This is a genomic window from Enterobacter sp. MG-EB028 (assembly GCF_056673305.1).
In genome coordinates, this window is the sequence record NZ_CP195079.1 from 3,321,720 (window position 1) to 3,340,063 (window position 18,344).

Genomic DNA, 18,344 nt, shown 5'->3' on the forward strand with positions numbered 1-18,344 from the left:
CGCTATGAGCGATCGTATTTTTGCCGGGATATGGCTGCTGCTCTGCGTTGGCGGGATGTTTGTCGCCTGGCAGATCCACAGCGAGTACAGCTATGAACCCGTGGGGCCTCGCCCCTTCCCGATGGGCATCGTCGGCCTGATGCTGCTCTGCTCGGTGGCGCTGCTACTTCGCCACCCGGATACCGTCGAGTGGCCGCCGCGTCGCATTCTGCAGCGTCTGCTGGTGATGGTGATCGTGCTGCTGATGTATGCCTGGGGCTTTGAATGGCTCGGCTTCCCGGTGGCAACCGCTATCCTGACGATGGTCATCGGCATGCTGTTTAACGCCACCCTCCCCGCTGCGGGGATCTCTGGCGTGGTGATGGGGATTTTACTGTGGTACGCCTTTGACCGCCTGCTGGACGTGACCTTACCGCTCGGCGCCTGGCTTAATTAACGGAGCACGCTATGGATACCTGGATTTACCTCTCGCAGGGGTTCGCCGTGGCGATGACCCCGGAAAACCTGGTGATCGCCCTGATAGGCTGTTTCGTGGGGACGATTGTCGGCCTGCTGCCGGGCCTTGGGCCGATCAACGGCGTGGCGATTTTACTCCCGCTGGCGTTTGCCCTGCATCTGCCTGCGGAGTCGGCGCTGATCCTGCTGGCAACGGTCTATATCGGCTGTGAATATGGCGGACGCATTTCGTCAATCCTGCTTAACGTGCCGGGGGATGCGGCGGCGATCATGACCGCGCTGGACGGCTACCCGATGGCGCGACAGGGACGCGGCGGCGTGGCGCTCTCCATCTCTGCAGTTAGTTCATTCTTTGGCTCAATGATTGCCATTGGCGGCATCATTCTGTTTGCGCCTGCGCTGGCCCAGTGGTCGCTGGCATTTGGTCCGGCAGAATATTTTGCCCTCATGGTGTTCGCCATTGCCTGCCTCGGCAGCATGATGGCGCAAAATCCGCTGAAGTCGTTTTTGTCCGCGCTGATTGGCTTAGGGTTAGCCACCGTCGGCGTGGATGCTAACACCGGGGTTTATCGCTTTACCTTCGACAGCGTTCACCTGTCCGACGGCGTGCAGTTCATCGTGGTCGTGATCGGCCTGTTCTCTGTGTCTGAGATCTTACTGATGCTGGAGCATACCAGCAGCGGGCAGACGCTGGTGCGCAAAACCGGCCGGATGCTCTTTAGCGCTAAAGAGGGCGCGCAGTGCATCGGCGCCACGCTGCGCTCGTCGGTGATTGGCTTCTTCGTCGGCATCCTGCCGGGCGCCGGGGCCACTATCGCCAGTGCCATCACCTACATGACCGAGAAGAAGCTCAGCGGCAACAGCGACAGCTTTGGTAAAGGGGATATTCGCGGCGTCGCCGCGCCTGAGGCGGCTAATAACGCCTCGGCCTGCGGCTCGTTTATCCCGATGCTGACCCTGGGCGTGCCGGGTTCCGGCACCACGGCGGTGATGATGGGCGCGCTGACGCTCTACAACATCACGCCCGGCCCGGCGATGTTTACCGAGCAGCCCGATATTGTCTGGGGGCTGATTGCCGCGCTGCTGATCGCTAACGTGATGCTGCTGGTAATGAATATCCCGCTGATTGGGCTGTTCACCCGCATGCTAACCATTCCCCTGTGGTTCCTTGTGCCCGCCATTGCCGCCGTCTCTGCGGTGGGGGTGTACGCGGTACACAGCACCACGTTTGACCTGGTGCTGATGGTGGTCCTGGGCGTGTTCGGCTACATCTTGCGAAAAATGCACTTCCCGATGTCACCGCTGATTTTGGGCTTTGTGCTGGGTGAGATGCTGGAGCAGAACCTGCGCCGCGCCCTGTCCATCAGCAATGGCAATGTGTCGATACTGTGGGACAGCAGCGTCGCGAAGGTTCTGTTAGCGCTGGCAGTAATGGTGATTGTGGTGCCGCCGGTGTTGCGCCTGCTGCGTCGTCGCCAGCGCAAACCGGAGCCGGATATCGGCTAACTACACGGACAGCTGGGCATTCACCCACTGTTTTAACGCCTGGCGGGAGATCTTAATCCCGCCATTTTTTAGCTCAGCCGGCAGCACCAGCCAGTGAACAGGCTGCTCAAAGCGTGCCAGCCTGCCCTGTACCCAGGTCGGGAGACGGGTGATATCCGTTCCCGGCTCGCACTCCACCACCGCTACCGGGCGCTGTCCAAACTCGGCGTCATCCAGCGGGACGATAAACACCTGGTTAATCTGCGGGTGCGCGGCGATAACGCGCTCCAGCGATTCCGGCTGGATCCCCTCTCCTCCGCTGAAAAAGAGGTTGTCCATTCGGCCTAAAATCGTCAGACGGTCGCCATGCCATTCCCCGCGATCGCGGGTGGCGAACCAGCCCTGCGCGTTGGTCAGCGGAATTAGCGCGCCGTCCCGCCAGTAGCCGGAAGCCATGCTTTGCGCTTTGATCCAGACTTCACCGTTAACGACCTGCACCTCTCTGCCCGGCAGCACACAGCCCACATCCGGATCGCCGTCAGCCTCTTTTGCGCAAACGGTAGAGGCAAACTCGGTCAGGCCGTAGCCGCAGTACGTCCGAATCCCCTGCTCCCGGGCCTTTTTCGTCAGCGTCACGGGAATGGCCGCCCCGCCAAGCAAAACCGCTTTCAATTCGATGTGGCTTTCGCTATTCAGCAGACGCCAGAGCTGGGTCGGCACCAGCGAGGCGTGGGTGCAGCCGCGCAGCGCCTGCTCCAGCGGCAGCTTCTCGCGCACGGTTAAGCGCGCACCGGCCAGCAGCCAGCGCCATAAAATCCCCTGGCCGGAAACGTGAAACAGCGGCAGCGAAAGCAGCCAGTCGTCGTTATCTCCGTAAGGCATCAGCGACAGCACGCCGCGAGCGCTGGTAAGATGGGCGTCGCAGGTATGCACCGCCGCCTTCGGCAGCCCGGTGGATCCGGAAGTCAGCGTCATGGAGGCCAGCCGCGTCGGTTGCCACGCAGCGCAGTACGTATCCGCTGGCTCGCGCATGCTCAGGGCATAAAGACCGTCGTAGCGGCCGTCCAGCACCAGCGCAAAGCGCAGCGTCATCTGCGGGATCAGCACGTCAAGCAGCGGACGCGGCAGCTGCGGATTAACGGGAAGAATACGCGCCCCGCACTGCAGCAGCGCCAGCCATGCCAGCAGCGTTTGCGGGTGGTTATAGGCCAACAGCAGTACGCCGTCGCCCTCTTCAACACCCTGCTGATGAAAACCTGCCGCAAGGTGGTCGACGCGCGCGCACAGCTGGCGCCAGGTGAGCACTTCGTCATTCAGCCTCAGGGCCGGTTTATCGGCAAAACGCGCGCACCAGTGCCGCCAGGGCCAGTCGGTAAAGCTCATAGCAACGGCTCCAGCGCCTCTGCGTCGAGGCACGGCAGCGCGCTGTCCGGCCACATGCGGATAAGCTGCGCCTGCATCAGATTAAGCGTGTCGAGGCCAGGAACCGTGTCCGGCGTTAGCCAGGCGGCAATGCGCGCCAGCTGACTCAGCCCAAGGCTGGACTCAATCGACGAGCTGATCACCGCCGTCAGCCCCAGCGCGTGCGCCGCCGCGACCTGCTCGCGCACCTTCGCCAGGCTGCCGGTCAACGTTGGCTTAATCACCACCGCGCTGACGCCGGGCTCGGCGACAAATTCAAAATCGTCCTCGCGCAGGCTTTCATCCCAGGCGATAGCAATCCCCGTGTCGCGGGCAAATGCGCGCGAATCATCGCGGGTTTTGCACGGTTCTTCGAGGAAGGCAATGCGGCTGCGGTACGCCGGGTTGACGTACTTCGCGAACTGCTGCGCCTTAAGCGGCGTCCAGGCGCGGTTGGCATCCAGACGCAGGTGCAGATCGGGGATTGCTTCCAGCAGCAGGTTAGCGACCATTCCGTCGCGCACCGCTTCGTAGAGACCGACTTTAATTTTCGCCACTTTCTCGCCCGGCATGGCGGAGAGCTGCGCGAACAGCTCGTCCGGGTCTCCCGTGCAGAGCGGTGCCGAGCGGTAATTAGCCTCTTTCGGCAGGCTGCCGTCCAGCTCCGCCAGCGCGCAGCTGATACCAAACGCCGCAGAAGGCGCGTCCGGCAACGCCAGGTTTGTGCCCTCACGCCACGCCTTTGCCCATGCCAGCAGCGCAGCCTGCGCGTCATCCAGCGACTCCAGGCTAAAGCCCGGCAGAGGTGAAATCTCGCCCCAGCCTTCCCGCTCGTCCTGCTGCAGATGGACGAAGAAGCCGTCACGGGTTTTTAACCGCCTTTCACGCAGCACCACGCCCGCGTCCATCGGTATCTGCCAGCGATAAACCTGCGCGCGACGCATTACGGGTTCCGTTTGTATTTGCTGAAGTCCGGCTGGCGTTTTTCGTTAAACGCGTTGCGTCCTTCCTGACCCTCTTCAGTCATGTAGAACAGCATGGTGGCGTTGCCCGCCAGCTCCTGCAGGCCCGCCTGACCGTCACAGTCGGCGTTGAGCGCGGCCTTCAGGCAGCGCAGCGCCATCGGGCTGTTTTGCAGCATTTCGCGGCACCAGCGCACGGTCTCTTTTTCGAGATCGGCAATCGGCACCACGGTATTGACCAGGCCCATATCCAGCGCTTCCTGAGCGTTGTACTGACGGCACAGGAACCAGATTTCGCGGGCTTTTTTCTGCCCGACGATGCGTGCCATGTAGGACGCGCCCCAGCCGCCGTCGAAAGAGCCTACTTTCGGGCCGGTCTGGCCGAAGATGGCGTTTTCCGCGGCGATAGTCAGGTCGCACATCATGTGCAGCACGTGGCCGCCGCCTATGGAGTAACCCGCCACCATCGCCACCACCGGTTTCGGACAGGTGCGGATCTGGCGCTGGAAATCGAGCACGTTCAGGTGGTGCGTACCCGCATCGTCCTGATATCCGCCGTAGTCGCCACGCACTTTCTGATCGCCACCGGAGCAGAAGGCTTTCTCACCTTCGCCGGTCAGCACAATCACGCCGATGCTGTCGTCGTAGCGCGCATCCGCCAGGGCCTGAATCATCTCTTTGACGGTCAGCGGACGGAAGGCGTTACGCACCTGCGGACGGTTGATGGTGATTTTGGCAATGCCGTCGGTGGATTTGTGGTAACGAATGTCGGTGTAGCCTTCGGAGCAGTCCTGCCATTCAACCGGGGCGTAAAGCATGTTTTTATCAGGATAGATCATAGAGTGTCCTTTATTCGAAGACGCAGTATCTGAGCCAGACTCGCGGCAACCGCGTCGGGGTTTTCCCGGTGGGCGTTGTGTCCGGCGTTGGGAATCACATGACGAACGGCGTCCAGCTCAGCGGCCAGGGCCGCGAACTTCTCATCCCGTTCACCATAGAGATAGTCAAAAGGGAAATTGCATACGCTAATCGCGGCACGCAAATCGGGCTGCACGGCCAGCGATGTTATGTCGAGCATCTTCGCCAGCGTCGCGCCGTTGTTCTGGGTGCGCAGGGTAACAAGCGCCTTGCGCTGGTCGTCTGTGAGGGTGGCAAACACGGGCTGTTGATACCAGTCGGTAAAAACCGTTTCCAGCGGTTCGGTGCGAAAACGCGTTGCCCAGCGATGGTCGGATAACCGCCGCGCAGTGCGCTCGTTCTCATCCTGCAGGCCCGGATGCCCACCTTCAACAATCACCCCAAGCAGCCCCTTCGGCTGCTGGCAGGCATGAAACATCGCAATGCGGCCGCCGAGGGAGTACCCCACCAGCCAGAAGTTTAGTATGTTGTAACTAAGAAGGGTTCGGGTGAGCAAATGACTCATCTCGTCGAACCCCGTCACGGTTATCTCCCCTGACTCACCGTGGCCCGGCAGGTCAAGATAGAGCCGGGGATACTCGCTGAGCGTCTTCCCGACATCCTGCCACTCGCGGCAGTCGCCGGAAAAACCGTGCAAAAAGACCAGCCAGGGATAGCCTGGCTTTCCGGCCTGCTGCACGCCCGAGAGGATCACAGCTGGCTCACCTGCGCCAGCAGGCTTTGCAGGGTCTGCGCGCCGTCGGCCTCGTTCACCACCAGCTCAATCAGCGTCGCGCCCGGCTGCTTCCAGGCGGTGCTTAACGCCGCATCCAGCTGTTCCCAGCTTTCCGGACGATGGTATTTCAGGCTAAACATCGCCGCGGCGTGTTCAAACTGCACGTTCTGCGGCATCAGATAGAAGCGCTCGCGCTCGCTCTGGGGCGTCGGTAACAGGGAGAAGATCTGCCCGCCGTTATTATTGACTACAATCAGCACAAACGGTGCAGATGCCTGACGCAGCAGCGCCAGCGCGTTGAGATCGTAGAGCGCGGAAAGATCGCCCACGATCGCCAGCGTCGATTTCGCGCTGGCGCGCTGCACGCCTGCCGCCGTCGAGATCAGCCCGTCGATGCCGCTGGCGCCACGGTTGCTGTAAACCGGATAGCCCGCCGGCAGCTTCGAAAAGGCGTCAATCAGCCGCACGACGAGGCTGTTGCCGACAAACAACTGGCCCTGTTCAGGCAGGTACTGGCGAATACGGTGCGCCAGCCCGGCTTCGCTGAATGCCTCACAGCGCGCTTTGGTGATTTCCCACGCCTGACGCGACAGCTCCGGGATCGCCACCGCCCAGGGCTGACGTTTTTCCGCCGGGTGCAGTTCCAGCCAGCTGTCAATTTCGCTCACCAGACGACGGCCGCGATGGTGCGCCGGGTCGAGCCGCCCTTCCAGCGCGTCCACCACCCAGTACTCTTCAGGCGTGCAGGTCGCCTGCCACTGCAGCAGACGTTTGCCGGTAAGGCTTGCGCCGATCTGGACCACAATCTGCGCCTGTGAAAGCTCAGTAACCGCTTTCGCGTTACCCAGCCAGAGATCGGCGCACGGCAGCGGCTGACCGGTCTGGGAAAGCACGTCGCCAATCAGCGGCCAGCCAAGGGTTTGCGCCCATTCGGCGACCCGCCTGCCTTCGGCGGCGCTCATGCGCCCGGCGATAACCACGCCGCGCTTCTGCCGCCAGAAGAACCAGTCGCGCTGCTTCGCGCTCTCAAGATGCGTCTGCTCGCGCAGCCACGGCTTTTCACTCTGCCACCAGTCGCCGAGTGACTGCAGCCAGTCAATACCGGTATCGTCCAGCTCCCCGTAAAGCGGTTCGGCAAACGGGCAATTGATATGCAGCGCCCCGCTGCGCAATGTTGCCATGGCGTGATCGACGGTGGAGACCAGCCAGCTTGCCGGAATATCCTGGGTAGGACGCGGTAACGAAACCGTCTGTGAGGGATGCGAAGAAAACAGTCCCGGCTGGCGTATGGCCTGATTGGCGCCACAGTCGATTAGCTCAGGCGGGCGGTCGGCCGTCAGCAGGATCAGCTTTTCACCGGTTAACCCGGCTTCAATCAGTGCCGGATAGAGGTTCGCCACGGCGGTACCGGAGGTGACGATCACCGCCACGGGTTCTTTGCTAACCTTCGCCAGCCCGAGCGCGAGATGGCCAAGGCCGCGTTCGTCAAAATGGGTGTGGTGAATCAACGCCCGGTTTTCAGCGGCTGCCAGCGTCAGCGGCGTTGAACGAGAACCCGGTGCAATACACACGTGCCTGACGCCATGGCGCGTCAGGGCTTCAAGGATCACCGCCGCCCAGCGTCGGTTAAAAGAACTTACTGACATGAGATTGTCCGGTATCAAGAATGCGACACAGTATAAATAATAGAAAAAATTGGAATTTTGATATGAATCGGGATTGCGCGAATCTGTATTAATCCCTTAGGAGCAGAGAGCGCAATCCGGCAGCTTTGTTTTCAATCTCCTGCCACTCCTGCTCCGGGTCAGACCCGCTGACAATGCCCGCCCCGGCGTAGAGCCGCAGGGCGTCTTCCCGGACGCGCGCAGAGCGCAGCGCCACGCAGAACTCGCTTTGCTCGGGGGATAAATACCCGGCTGAGCCGGCGTACCACTCGCGGTTGAAGGGTTCTACGTGCTGTATAAACTCACGCGCAGGCTGTCGCGGTAGCCCGGCTACCGCCGCCGTCGGCTGGAGCACGTGCAGGCACAGCTCATCGTCGGCCTGCTTAAGCTCGGTCCAGATACAGCGGCGTAAATGCTGCACTTTACGCAGGCGGACGACCTGAGCCGGCAACACCTCCAGCGTCTGCGTATGGTGCTGAAGACGCTGGCATATATCCTCCACCACCAGCATATTTTCGCGCTGGTTTTTATCGTCATTCAGCAGCCACTCGCCGAGACGCTGCGCCTGCTTATCGTCAGTATGGCTGGCAACGGTGCCCGCCAGCGCTTCGGTGCGCAGCAGCTTGCCGCGCCGCCGCCAGAGACGCTCTGGCGTGGAGCCGAGAAACGCATTGCTGGCGTCGAATATCATGCAAAAATGATAGCAGTTTAAATTCAGGGCGCGGCTGGCGGCCATCAGCGCGACGGGGTTAACGCGCTGTTTACACTGCAAATCGGTTGCGCGGGCGAGAACCACCTTTTCGAAATCACCGCGTGCAATCGTCTCTGTCGCTTTGCCGATAAGGCTAAGCCATTGCGGTTTTTCCGGATGATGGGTTTCGCGCTCAACCTGCACGGAGAGCGGACGGATGGGTTTTGCGGGAAGGAGTTGCTGTAAGAGCGCACGCGCGGTGTCGGCATCGTCCTCAAGCGAGCTGTCGCTCCACAGCTGCAGGCGCAACGTGGCGTGGCCAGCGGTACGACGCCACAGCAGACGCGGTAAAAAGAGGCTGCCCTGCTCCGGGTTAAACGCGTTCAGGCCGCAGATACGGGTATCTTCAGGCGCGTGTTGCGCGCGCAAAAACTGCGAGGCTAACGCCAGAGAGGAGAATTGGGTAACCGCTCCCAGCGCGGCCAGCTCTTCATCGCCGTTACGCTGTTGCCAGTAAAACTGCGGATAGCACTGCTGCTCGCCCAGCCAGGCGAGGGGATCGAAGGCATCGTTTAACGGGAAAGAGACGTCGAATTGACGCAGACCGGATGTTGCAGGTAACGCTTGCGCAAGCTGGGTACGCAGGTGCTCCAGCGCGAGGAAAATCGAATTCACGCGAACCTCTCCCTGTTAAAACCTCATATTATACGGGGTACCATAAGAAATATCAGTACCCACGTATAGGGAGTGGTTAAGCGCCTTAACGACGGGCCAGCAGCAGCCCCAGCACCAGCCCTACGGCTGCCCCCACCCCAATGCCCTGCCACGGTTTTTCATGGACGTAGTCATCGGCACGATAAACCGCTTTTTTGGCGCGGTAGTAATACGTATCAGACGCATGGCTGACGCGGTTTTTAACGTCGTGGAGCGCCTGCTCTGCACGGGCTTTCAGCTCGATATATTTCTGATCGGCAGGGTCGCCTGAGGAACGTAACACCTCTTCCAGCGTTTCGCTCAGTAAGGTCAGGTCGTCGTCGATACGGGTATCCCAGGATTGAAATGACATATTTTTCTCCATGTTAGTACACCAGTCCGCTAACTATAGACAACGACGCGCCATTACGCCTGTTTCGCTTCGCGCGCCATGCCGATGTGCGGAATACCGTCTTCGTCGTAGATGTCGGTGACCGGCATAAAACCGAAATGACCGTAGAAGGATTGCAGGTGTGCCTGCGCGCCCAGGTATAACGCCTTGTCCGGCCACTGTTTTTGGCACGCCTCCAGCGTTTTTTCCATCAGCCGATAGCCCAGCTTTTCACCGCGCGCGTTACCGCTGACGATAACCCGACCTATCGCGACGGGCTCGACATCGTCCTCGCTTTTCAGAATCCTCGCATACGCCACCAGTTCGTCATCCTTCCAGCCAAGGATATGGCGGTTTTCGCCAACGAGGTCATCGCCGTCGATGTCCTGATACGGGCAGGTCTGTTCAACCACAAACACTTCGCAGCGCAGTTTAAGCAGCGCGTAGAGCGAATGAACGGTGAGCTCACTATGATGTAAATCTTGCCACTGGATCATCTCTTTCTCCTTCCTGGGGTTCATCACGTTATACTAAACCCCTCCCCGTTCAGCAAAGGGCTGATTGCGTTATGGAACTGATTTTTCTGGGTACGTCCGCTGGCGTGCCAACCCGCTCACGAAACGTGACGGCAATTCTGCTGGATCTTAAGCATCCCACCCGCGGCGGGCTGTGGCTGTTTGACTGCGGTGAGGGGACGCAGCATCAGCTGTTACATACCTCGTATCACCCCGGCAAGCTGGACAAAATTTTTATTACTCATCTTCATGGCGACCATCTGTTTGGCCTTCCCGGCCTGCTGTGCAGCCGCTCTATGGCCGGTAACGCCAACCCGCTGACGATTTACGGACCTGCGGGTATTCGTGAATTTGTTGAAACCACGCTGCGCCTGAGCGGGTCGTGGACCGATTATCCGCTGGAGGTGGTTGAGATTACCGAAGGCCAGGTATTCGATGACGGAGATTATCGGGTTAGTGCTCAACCGCTCAATCATCCTGTGGAATGCTATGGCTACCGTGTTGAAGCGCATGACAAACCCGGCGCGCTGGATGCCGCCGCGCTGATGGCCGACGGCGTAAAACCCGGTCCGCTGTTCCAGCGACTCAAACAGGGCGAGACCGTCACGCTGGAGGACGGACGCGTCATCAACGGCCAGGATTATCTCGCCGCACCGCAGCCAGGCAGAAAACTGGCGATTTTTGGCGATACGGCCCCCTGCCCGACGGCGCTCACGCTTGCCGAGGGCGTGGACGTGATGGTGCACGAAGCCACGCTGGAGACGGCGATGGAAGAGAAAGCCAACGGCCGCGGCCACAGCTCAACGCGTCAGGCGGCGCAGCTTGCCCGTGATGCGGGTGTAGGGAGACTGATCGTCACTCATGTTAGCTCCCGCTACGACGCGCGGGGGTGCGCAAGCCTGCTGGCAGAGTGCCTGGCGGTGTTCCCGGCGTGCGAGCTGGCCGAAGATTTCGCTAAGGTCAGCGTTTAGCCCTTCATTTTTCTCTCAGAATGCCGATAACGATTAAAAGGTCAGCATTTCTCTCGAGGGTAGAATGGATAATTTCCAGAAAGATATTGATGACAGGGCGAATCTCACCCTGTCGAACCGTTTTGAACTGTTGCTGTTCCGTCTTGGCACCTCTCTGAACGAAAATAAATCCGAGCTGTTTGGCATTAACGTTTTTAAGCTGCGTGAAATTGTGCCGATGCCGGAATTCACAAAACCCGCCGGGATGAAATCACCGCTGATGGGGATGGTGAATATACGCGATCAGGTGATCCCGGTGATCGACCTGGCCGCCGTGGCGGGCTGTAAGCCCACCACCGGGCTGAACATCCTGCTGATCACCGAATACGCTCGCAGCGTGCAGGCCTTTGCCGTGGAATCAGTTGAGAACATCATGCGTCTGGACTGGAAGCAGGTGCACGCGGCGGAAACCGCCGTCAGCGGCCGCTATATCACCAGCATTGCCTGCCTCGATGAGAAAACGGATACCAACGATCTGGCGATGGTGCTTGACGTTGAGCAGATCCTGTATGACATCACCCCGGCCAATCACGATCTGCACGCGACCAATCTCAAGACTACCAAATTCAACATCAAACCGGGTTCGGTCGCCATTGTGGCGGAAGATTCCAAAGTAGCGCGTTCGATGCTGGAGAAAGGTCTGCAGGCGATGGAGATCCCGGCGCAGTTGCACATCACCGGTAAAGACGCGTGGGAGAAAATTGGTGTGCTGGCCGCTCAGGCGCAGGCTGAGGGTGTGCCGATCACAGACAAGATCGCCCTGGTGCTGACCGACCTCGAAATGCCGGAGATGGACGGATTTACGCTGACGCGCAAAATCAAAACCGACCCGGTCCTGAAGGATATTCCGGTGGTGATCCACTCGTCCCTTTCCGGCAACGCTAACGAAGATCATATTCGCAAGGTGAAGGCGGACGGGTATGTGGCGAAGTTTGAGCTGAACGAGCTGTCGTCGGTGATTGAAGAGGTGCTGGACCGCTCGATGAAGAAGATTGACGGGCCGTTGATTAGCAGGAAACAGCTGGCTTAAGTCCTGTGCGGGCTGGTGCCCTCACCCCATCCCTCTCCCACAGGGAGAGGGCGCAAACCATAAAAAACCCGCCGAGGCGGGTTTTTTGTTTTTACATTAATGGCATCGCTCGCTGCACAATATCAATCAGCGGCTGCGGATAGATACCGAAGATCAGCACCAGCAGCGCGGAGATGAGTACCACGATACCCCCGGCGCTGTACTGCCAGTTGGATGGCGCATCACGGTTGAGCTGCTGAGGCGCACTCAGATACAGGCTCACCGCCACGCGCAGGTAGTAGTAGAGGCCAATCGCGGAGCCAATCACCACGCCCGCAGTCAGCCACCACAGGTGTGCCTGCACACCAACGGCCAGCACGTAGAACTTACCGATAAAGCCCAGCGTCATTGGGATACCCGCCAGAGAGAGCATCATCACTGTCATCACCGCGGACAGGATCGGACGGTGCCAGAACAGACCACGGTAGGAGAACAGTGAATCGGCATCCGGGCCACGGTACGGGCTGGACATCAGGCTCACCACGCCGAAGGCGCCGAGGCTGCTGAACAGGTAACCTGCCAGATACACGCCCACGGCTTCCATTGACATCTCACCGCTCTGCAGCGCAATCAGCGCCACCAGCAGGTAGCCCAGATGAGAGATGGACGAGTAGCCCAGCAGACGCTTGATGTTGGTCTGGCTCAGCGCCATCAGGTTACCGAAGATGATGGAGACGAACGCGATAATGCCCAGCACCACGCGAACCGCTTCGCTGTCACCGACCGGCGCGTACAGGAACAGACGCATGACCACACCGAAGATAGCGATTTTGCTCGCCGTCGCCAGGAAGGTCGACACCGGCGCCGGAGCGCCCTGGTAGACGTCTGGCGTCCACAGGTGGAACGGAACCAGAGAGAGCTTGAAGCCGAGGCCAACGATCATCATACCCAGACCCGCCAGCAGCAGCGGCTCATGCAGCATGCCATCACCGAGGCTCTTGCCGAGCGCCATGAAGGAGAGGTTACCGGACTGTGCGTACAGCAGCGCGATACCAAACAGCAGGAACGAGGACGCAGCAGCAGACAGAATGGTGTACTTGATGCTCGCTTCCAGAGAACGCTTCTGGCGGAAGGCGTAACCAATCAGGCCGAACAGCGGCAGAGAGATCAGCTCAATACCGAGGAACAGCGCGGCCAGGTGGTTGGCATTCGCCAGCAGAATGCCGCCCAGCGCGGCAATCAGAACCAGCAGGTAAAACTCTTCTTTGTTGTCGTTGTAGCCTTCAAGCCACGGGTACGCAAAGGTACAGGTCGCCAGGCTCGCCAGCAGCACCAGACCGGTGTAAAGCATGGCATAGCCGTCAACGCGCATCAGCGGGGTTACGTCCATCGCCCCACCCTGGCCAACAAACCAGAGAGAGACTAACGCGGCGTTCAGTCCGATGACCGACAGCGTGGCATTCAGGAAGTGATTGCGTCGCCACGCAATGGAGAGCATCACAACCACCACCGTCAATCCGACGATCAGCAGCGGTAGCAGCGCGATCAGTTGTTGTGGAGTTATTGTCATGGCGAATTACGGCCTTGTAGTAGAAGCAGAATTAACAAACCACTGCTGGATGTTACCCATCGCGCTGTGCGAGGTATCCAGAATCGGCTGCGGGAAGAAGCCCAGCAGCACCAGCAGTACGACCAGCAGCAGGATGATGAACAGCTCGCGCAGCGACATCCCCGGCAGTTCTTGAGCAGCAATTTCGCTCTTCGCTTTACCGAAGTAAGCGCGGTGCAGCATCGCCAGCGAGTACACGGAAGCGAACACCAGACCAAAGGTGGAGATCACGGTAATCACCGGTACCACTTTGAAGCTGCCGAACAGAATCATAAATTCGCCGACGAAGTTACCGGTACCCGGCATCCCCAGGGTAGCCACCGCGAAGAACATGGACAGCGCTGGCAGCCACTTAATTTTGCTCCACAGACCGCCCATCATGCGCATGTCGCGGGTATGCAGACGTTCGTACAACTGGCCGCACAGGATGAAGAGGCCGGCTGCGGACAGACCGTGCGCAATCATCTGGATCACCGCGCCCTGGTACGCTAGTTGGCTGCCGGTGTAGATAGCAATCAGCACGAAGCCCATGTGGGAAACGGAGGTGTAGGCAATCAGACGCTTGATGTCGTACTGCGTGAAGGCCATCCACGCGCCGTAGAAGATTCCGATTACGCCCAGCCACATGGCGATTGGCGCGAACTCTGCGGAAGCATTCGGGAACAGCGGCAGTGCGAAGCGCAGCAGACCGTAGGCCGCCGTTTTCAGCAAGATGCCCGCCAGGTCAACAGAACCCGCCGTTGGTGCCTGAGAGTGCGCGTCTGGCAGCCAGCCGTGCAGCGGAACCACCGGCATTTTCACCGCGAAGGCGATGAAGAAGCCCAGCATCAGCAGGTATTCAACGCCGTGGGACATTGGCGTCTTCAGCAGATCTTCGTAGTTGAAGGTCCAGGTGCCGGTCGCGTTGTGGTGAACAAACACCAGCGCCAGAATCGCAATCAGCATCACCAGACCACTCGCCTGGGTATAGATGAAGAATTTGGTTGCCGCCGTGATACGCGTTTTACCGTCGGACGCCTTGTGGCCCCACAGCGCGATCAGGAAGTACATCGGCACCAGCATCATCTCCCAGAAGAAGAAGAACAGGAACATGTCGATGGCAAGGAACACGCCGATCACGCCGCCCAGGATCCACATCAGGTTCAGGTGGAAGAAGCCCTGGTATTTTTCGATTTCTCGCCAGGAGCAGAGTACCGCCAGAACGCCGAGCAGACCAGTCAGCACTACCATCAGCAGCGACAGACCGTCAATCGCCAGGTGGATGGTGATACCGAAACGCGGGATCCACGGCAGGATAAACTCAGACTGCCACTGCGGAATGCCCGCAGACTGGGTCAGTGAGTAACCGCCCTGCAACCACAGTTGCAGGCCAAGCGCGAGCGTCAATCCCATGGTGATCAGCGCGATCCAGCGCGGCATCTTCACGCCAAAGCGTTCAGTCTGCCAGCACAGGAAGCCGCCGATGAAGGGAATTAATATTAGCCAGGGTAGTAACATGGCGATTTACATTCCTTTTTAAGGCCCCCAGCAGGGGCCTGATTTTCAACGAATTCGAATAAAATTCACTTAACGATCAACGCAACACCATCAGCAGCGCCAGCACGACAACCGCACCGATGCTCATGGACGCCACATACCAGCGCAGGTAACCGTTCTCGCTGTACAGCAGGCCTTTACCTGCAAAGCGCGAGAGGATCGCCGGGATATTCATCAGGCTGTTCAGCGGGTCGCGCTTCAGCAGCCACGCAATGCCCAGGAACGGCTTAACGAAGATCATGTCGTACAGCCAGTCGAAGCCCCACGCGTTGTACCACCAGGTACCCAGCAGACGGCCCGGCGCGCTGTTGGCAACGGCAGTGACCAGCGTGCGTTTACCCAGCCACAGCCATGCAGCGATCAGGATGCCCGCGATAGCGACCACACCGGAGGTGATTTCAAGCGTCAGAACGCGACCGTGCTCAAGCTCGGTAGTGTCTGGCAGTACGCCCTGCAGCGGAGGCACAATCATCGCGCCAACGAAGGTGGAGAGTACCAGCAGCACAATCAGCGGCAGGTGGTGAGTGATCCCCTTACCTGCGTGAGCGTGAATTTGTTCTTTACCGTGGAATACGATGAAAATCATACGGAAGGTATACAGGGAGGTCATAAACGCACCGACCAGACCCGCAACCATCAGATTGATATGACCATTCGCCATGGCGCCCGCAAGGATTTCGTCCTTACTGAAGAAGCCCGCGGTGATCAGCGGCAGTGCCGCCAGCGCCGCGCCGCCCACCAGGAAGCAAACATACACCAGCGGGATGGACTTACGCAGTCCGCCCATCTTGAAGATGTTCTGTTCGTGATGGCAGGCCAGGATGACGGAACCGGACGAGAGGAACAGCAGCGCTTTAAAGAACGCGTGCGTCATCAGGTGGAAAATGGCCGCGTCCCACGCCTGAACGCCCAGCGCCAGGAACATGTAACCAATCTGGCTCATGGTGGAGTATGCGAGAACACGCTTGATGTCGGTCTGCACCAGCGCAGCAAAGCCCGCCAGCACCAGCGTAACTGCACCGACAATACCCACCAGATGCAGAATTTCCGGGGTCATCAGGAACAGGCCATGGGTACGCGCAATCAGATAAACACCGGCAGTTACCATGGTCGCGGCGTGGATCAGCGCGGAGACAGGGGTTGGACCCGCCATCGCGTCGGCCAGCCAGGTCTGCAACGGCAGCTGTGCGGATTTACCCACGGCACCACCCAGCAGCATCAGCGTTGCCCACCACAGCATGTTGTTGCCTGCTTCGAAGTGCGCCGGCGCCAGTTCCACCATTTCGCGGAAGTTCAGCGTGCCCAGTTCGTTGTAGAGAATGAACAACGCGAACGCGAGGAAGACGTCACCCACGCGGGTCACGACGAACGCTTTCATGGCCGCTGCGCCATTCTTCGGATCGGTATAGTAGAAACCGATCAGCAGGTAAGAACACAGACCCACGCCTTCCCAGCCCAGATACATCAGCAGCAGGTTATCGGCCAACACCAGAACGACCATGCTGGCGATAAACAGGTTGGTGTAGGCGAAGAAGCGGGAGTATCCCTCTTCACCGCGCATGTACCAGGAGGCAAACATGTGGATCAGGAAGCCAACGCCGGTGACCACGGAGAGCATGGTCAGCGAGAGGCCGTCCAACACCAGGTTGAAACCGATGTTGAAATCACCGACCGACATCCACGTCCACAGCGGCACGCTGAAAGGCTGACGCCCGTTGTTAAAGAAGTCGATACCCGCATACGCTGTGACCAGCGCGGCCAGGCCAACAGAGCCCATGCCGACGGTTGCAGACAGATTCTCGGACCAGCGGCCGCGAGAAAACGCCAGCAGCACGAAGCCAATCAGCGGAAAAATAATGGTTAAGGCAAGCATGTTCATCCACGCAACTCACTTACTGAATCGATGTTCAGATTCTGGCGGCGACGATGGAGCTGCAGCAACAGCGCCAGGCCAATACTCGCTTCGGCAGCCGCGAGGCTGATAGCGAGAATGTACATCACCTGACCATCGGTCTGGCCCCAGTAGCTTCCGGCGACCACGAAGGCCAGCGCGGAGGCGTTAATCATGATTTCCAGACCGATCAGCATAAACAGCAGATTGCGGCGGATAACCAGACCGGTCAGACCCAGAACGAATAAAATCGCAGCGAGGATCAGTCCATGTGTTAAGGGGATCATGCGCGCTCCTCCGTTTTTCTTTTCGCGCGGTCGTCAGTGCGGTTGCTCAGCACCTCGCCAGCACGCTCTTCGCGGCCAACGTGGAAAGCTACAACCAGGCCTGCCAGCAACAGCATTGAGGCCAGTTCCACCGCCAGAACGTATGGGCCAAAGAGCGTGATACCCACCTCTTTCGCACCAATCGGCGTGCCGTCGATGCCCTGATCGTTAACACCCAGAATGGCGTAAACGATCACCACCAGCATGATGGCCGACAAAATTGCCGGGCCAATCCACACCTGCGGTTTTAACCACTGACGTTCCTGCTCAATTTCAGAGCCGCCCAGGTTCAGCATCATCACCACGAATACGAACAGCACCATGATGGCCCCGGCGTAGACGATGATTTCCAGCGCACCGGCAAAGTGCGCGCCCAGCGCGAAGAACACCCCGGAAATGGCCAGCAGCGAGATGATTAAGTACAGCAGCGCATGCACCGGATTGGTGTGCGTAATCACTCGCAGCGTGGCCAGGATGGCGATAAGGCCACAGATATAAAAAGCGAATTCCATTGCCCTCTCCTTACGGTAACAGGCTCTTGACGTCGATAGGCTTAGCTTCGTTCTCTGCTTCGCCCTTATCTTTGCCGTCGATTGCCATACCCGCCATCCGGTAGAAGTTATATTCCGGGTATTTGCCCGGACCGGAAATCAGCAGATCCTCTTTCTCGTACACCAGGTCCTGACGCTTGTACTCACCCAGCTCAAAGTCCGGAGTCAGCTGAATCGCCGTGGTTGGGCACGCTTCTTCACACAGACCGCAGAAGATGCAGCGTGAGAAGTTGATGCGGAAGAACTCAGGATACCAGCGGCCGTCTACCGTCTCTGCTTTCTGCAGAGAGATACAGCCGACCGGACACGCTACCGCACACAGGTTACAGGCAACGCAGCGCTCGGAACCGTCCGGGTCGCGCGTCAGCACGATACGGCCACGGTAGCGCGGCGGCAGATATACCGGCTCTTCCGGGTACATCCGGGTTTCGCGTTTGGCAAACGCGTGCAGGCCGATCATCCAGATACTGCGTACCTGGGTACCGAAGCCTACCAGTAATTCTTTTAAGGTCATGGTCTAT

The 18,344-nt window shown here is 59.2% G+C and carries 18 protein-coding genes; 4 read left to right on the top strand and 14 right to left on the bottom strand.

The window, feature by feature from the left end; all coding sequences use genetic code 11:
• Window positions 1-4 precede the first annotated feature (4 nt).
• Both ACR42C_RS15700 and ACR42C_RS15705 read left to right on the top strand, forming a co-directional pair.
• Window positions 5-436 carry a tripartite tricarboxylate transporter TctB family protein gene (locus ACR42C_RS15700; RefSeq protein ID WP_014884622.1) on the top strand — a complete coding sequence of 144 codons (432 nt, stop codon included), beginning with the start codon at window positions 5-7 and terminating at the stop codon, window positions 434-436.
• 11 nt (window positions 437-447) lie between these two features.
• The gene (locus ACR42C_RS15705; protein ID WP_116338595.1) at window positions 448-1,962 is read left to right on the top strand and encodes a tripartite tricarboxylate transporter permease; all 1,515 of its coding nucleotides are present in this window, start codon (window positions 448-450) and stop codon (window positions 1,960-1,962) included.
• Here ACR42C_RS15705 and menE read toward each other — a convergent pair whose 3' ends face one another.
• The 8 genes from menE to ACR42C_RS15745 all read right to left on the bottom strand — a co-directional run bounded on the left by menE (window position 1,963) and on the right by ACR42C_RS15745 (window position 9,873).
• The gene (gene menE / locus ACR42C_RS15710; protein ID WP_479984310.1) at window positions 1,963-3,324 is read right to left on the bottom strand and encodes an o-succinylbenzoate--CoA ligase; all 1,362 of its coding nucleotides are present in this window, start codon (window positions 3,322-3,324) and stop codon (window positions 1,963-1,965) included.
• Window positions 3,321-4,286: an o-succinylbenzoate synthase gene (menC, locus tag ACR42C_RS15715; protein WP_302219002.1), complete on the bottom strand. Its 966-nt coding sequence runs from the start codon at window positions 4,284-4,286 to the stop codon at window positions 3,321-3,323. Before menC ends, menE begins: the two co-directional genes overlap by 4 nt.
• A complete protein-coding gene (menB, locus tag ACR42C_RS15720; RefSeq protein WP_479984311.1) occupies window positions 4,286-5,143 on the bottom strand; it encodes a 1,4-dihydroxy-2-naphthoyl-CoA synthase in 858 nt (285 codons plus the stop codon). Before menB ends, menC begins: the two co-directional genes overlap by 1 nt.
• Window positions 5,140-5,916 carry a 2-succinyl-6-hydroxy-2,4-cyclohexadiene-1-carboxylate synthase gene (gene menH / locus ACR42C_RS15725; RefSeq protein ID WP_479984312.1) on the bottom strand — a complete coding sequence of 259 codons (777 nt, stop codon included), beginning with the start codon at window positions 5,914-5,916 and terminating at the stop codon, window positions 5,140-5,142. The genes menB and menH overlap by 4 nt, the downstream gene beginning before the upstream one ends.
• Entirely contained in the window at window positions 5,913-7,583 is a 1,671-nt protein-coding gene (menD, locus tag ACR42C_RS15730; RefSeq protein ID WP_320720759.1) for a 2-succinyl-5-enolpyruvyl-6-hydroxy-3-cyclohexene-1-carboxylic-acid synthase, read from the bottom strand. Before menD ends, menH begins: the two co-directional genes overlap by 4 nt.
• Window positions 7,584-7,671: 88 nt before the next feature.
• Entirely contained in the window at window positions 7,672-8,967 is a 1,296-nt protein-coding gene (menF, locus tag ACR42C_RS15735) for an isochorismate synthase MenF (protein WP_192983192.1), read from the bottom strand.
• Between the two features lie 85 nt (window positions 8,968-9,052).
• Window positions 9,053-9,358 carry a stress response protein ElaB gene (elaB, locus tag ACR42C_RS15740; RefSeq protein WP_028013924.1) on the bottom strand — a complete coding sequence of 102 codons (306 nt, stop codon included), beginning with the start codon at window positions 9,356-9,358 and terminating at the stop codon, window positions 9,053-9,055.
• 53 nt (window positions 9,359-9,411) lie between these two features.
• Window positions 9,412-9,873, bottom strand: a complete 462-nt coding sequence (locus ACR42C_RS15745) for a GNAT family N-acetyltransferase (RefSeq protein ID WP_320720758.1) — start codon at window positions 9,871-9,873, stop codon at window positions 9,412-9,414.
• Between the two features lie 71 nt (window positions 9,874-9,944).
• Here ACR42C_RS15745 and rbn point away from each other — a divergent pair, with 71 nt between their 5' ends.
• Together rbn and ACR42C_RS15755 are read left to right on the top strand one after the other, a co-directional pair.
• Window positions 9,945-10,862, top strand: a complete 918-nt coding sequence (rbn, locus tag ACR42C_RS15750; RefSeq protein ID WP_479984313.1) for a ribonuclease BN — start codon at window positions 9,945-9,947, stop codon at window positions 10,860-10,862.
• Window positions 10,863-10,926: 64 nt separating this feature from the next.
• Window positions 10,927-11,931, top strand: coding sequence for a chemotaxis protein (locus ACR42C_RS15755; RefSeq protein ID WP_116338576.1), 1,005 nt, complete (start codon window positions 10,927-10,929; stop codon window positions 11,929-11,931).
• Window positions 11,932-12,022: 91 nt separating this feature from the next.
• On the opposite strand, the gene nuoN is transcribed toward ACR42C_RS15755, so the two are convergent.
• The 6 genes from nuoN to nuoI all read right to left on the bottom strand — a co-directional run bounded on the left by nuoN (window position 12,023) and on the right by nuoI (window position 18,337).
• Complete coding sequence (nuoN, locus tag ACR42C_RS15760; protein ID WP_061097547.1) at window positions 12,023-13,480, bottom strand: NADH-quinone oxidoreductase subunit NuoN; 1,458 nt, start codon at window positions 13,478-13,480, stop codon at window positions 12,023-12,025.
• A 6-nt stretch (window positions 13,481-13,486) separates the two neighbouring features.
• Complete coding sequence (nuoM, locus tag ACR42C_RS15765; RefSeq protein ID WP_023312532.1) at window positions 13,487-15,016, bottom strand: NADH-quinone oxidoreductase subunit M; 1,530 nt, start codon at window positions 15,014-15,016, stop codon at window positions 13,487-13,489.
• Window positions 15,017-15,092: 76 nt separating this feature from the next.
• Complete coding sequence (gene nuoL / locus ACR42C_RS15770; RefSeq protein ID WP_061097545.1) at window positions 15,093-16,934, bottom strand: NADH-quinone oxidoreductase subunit L; 1,842 nt, start codon at window positions 16,932-16,934, stop codon at window positions 15,093-15,095.
• Complete coding sequence (gene nuoK / locus ACR42C_RS15775) at window positions 16,931-17,233, bottom strand: NADH-quinone oxidoreductase subunit NuoK (RefSeq protein ID WP_003861496.1); 303 nt, start codon at window positions 17,231-17,233, stop codon at window positions 16,931-16,933. Before nuoK ends, nuoL begins: the two co-directional genes overlap by 4 nt.
• Window positions 17,230-17,784: an NADH-quinone oxidoreductase subunit J gene (gene nuoJ / locus ACR42C_RS15780; protein ID WP_008500212.1), complete on the bottom strand. Its 555-nt coding sequence runs from the start codon at window positions 17,782-17,784 to the stop codon at window positions 17,230-17,232. Before nuoJ ends, nuoK begins: the two co-directional genes overlap by 4 nt.
• A gap of 10 nt (window positions 17,785-17,794) precedes the next feature.
• Window positions 17,795-18,337, bottom strand: coding sequence for an NADH-quinone oxidoreductase subunit NuoI (gene nuoI / locus ACR42C_RS15785; protein WP_003861491.1), 543 nt, complete (start codon window positions 18,335-18,337; stop codon window positions 17,795-17,797).
• Window positions 18,338-18,344: the final 7 nt, after the last annotated feature.